The sequence below is a fragment of the Methylosinus sp. R-45379 genome (assembly GCF_001644125.1).
In the GTDB taxonomy this organism is placed as follows: domain Bacteria; phylum Pseudomonadota; class Alphaproteobacteria; order Rhizobiales; family Beijerinckiaceae; genus Methylosinus.
Genome location: NZ_LUUM01000034.1, coordinates 1 through 1,462, shown reverse-complemented (window position 1 = coordinate 1,462; position 1,462 = coordinate 1). Strand labels below are relative to the sequence as shown.

The following is a 1,462-nucleotide window of genomic DNA, read 5'->3' as shown; positions in this document are numbered from 1 at the left end:
CCGCGAGGAAGGGCTGATGATGTGGACGGCCTCTCCTCAACGGCATCATAGTGCCGAGGCGTGGTCGCCGGAGCGCCACAAAGAGGGAGACCGTCCGTGAAGCAGTTTATCAGAATCGGAGTCGATCTGGCCAAGAACTATTTTCAAATTCACGCGCTGGCGAACGAAGGCGGGCCTGCGGTGACGCGCAAATTGAAGCGCTCGAAGATGCATGAGTTCTTTACGCAGATCGAGCCCTGTTTCATCGGCATGGAAGCCTGCGGTTCGGCGCATTATTGGGCCCGCGAACTCAAGACGATGGGCCACGAAGTTCGGCTGATGCCGCCGGCTTATACCAAGCCCTATGTCAAACGCGGCAAGAACGACGCGGTCGATGCAGAAGCGATCTGCGAGGCGGTGTCGCGTCCGGGAATGCGCTTCGTTCCGATCAAGAGCGCCGAGCAACAAGCGACGCTGATGCTGCACAAGACGCGCGAGTTATTGATCAAACAGCTAACGATGAGTGTCAACGCCCTGCGCGGCCATCTTTCGGAGTTTGGCATTGTCGTTGCCAAGGGAATCGGCCGCGTCGACGAGTTGCTCGAACTGGCCGAAAGCGATACGACGCTTCCCGAGATCGCCAAGACGGCCGTAAAGATTCTAGCCCAACATCTCGAAGGGCTCGAAAAATCGATCGACGATCTGGAGAAGCAAATCGGGCGCACCCATGCGCAAAGCGAAATGAGCCGGCTGCTCGACCAGGTTCCCGGCGTCGGGAAAATCATCGCCTCGATTATCGCGGCTAGCGTGCCCGACCCGAGCGTGTTCAAATCGGGGCGCGATTTTGCCGCCTGGCTCGGTCTCGCGCCGCGCCAGAATTCGAGCGGCGGGAAGCAGACGCTCGGGGGGATCACCAAGCAGGGCAACCGATACATAAGGAGACTGCTCGTTTTAGGCGCGACGTCACTGCTCAACGTCGTGGGCAAGCGCCAAGGCGCCTTACGCGACTGGATCGTCGCGCTGCTGGCGAAGAAGCCGGCGCGGCTGGTCACAGTGGCGCTGGCCAATAAGCTCGCCCGGATCCTCTGGGCGATGACGAAGACCGGCGAATGTTTTCGCGCCGAGATATTCGCGAAGGCGTAAAGAAGAGGCCTGCCGCCGCCGCTGCACTCGGTGCTCACCGAGGAGAATTACAGGTTCGAGTTTGGCAAGCGCAAAGAGGCGTGATGAACGACACGGTCGCAACCGAAACCGGGAACAACCCGCTCACCGTCATGAGCGCAAAGCTCGCCTGACTGATAGGGATCCCGGTCGTCGGACTTCATCAGGGCCAGCGGACATATGCGCCGCACCAACAGGCCGGACATATGACCGCAGCCGATCAAATCGTTCGAAACGTCAAAAGTGCTTGCCAGGGAGGGCCGTCCACATATGACGGTGAGGAAGCGCCGCGCGCGCCGCCGCGCCGTGGGAACACGGGCGC

Annotated in this window: 2 protein-coding genes; one reads left to right on the top strand and one right to left on the bottom strand. The window is 60.5% G+C overall.

Going from position 1 to position 1,462, the window contains the following annotated elements:
* Positions 1-96: 96 nt before the first annotated feature.
* Complete coding sequence (locus A1351_RS02125; protein WP_064032029.1) at positions 97-1,122, top strand: IS110 family transposase; 1,026 nt, start codon at positions 97-99, stop codon at positions 1,120-1,122.
* 47 nt (positions 1,123-1,169) lie between these two features.
* On the opposite strand, the gene A1351_RS25560 is transcribed toward A1351_RS02125, so the two are convergent.
* Positions 1,170-1,462 (bottom strand): hypothetical protein (locus A1351_RS25560; protein WP_210178226.1); only part of this gene is annotated, 293 nt, incomplete at its 5' end.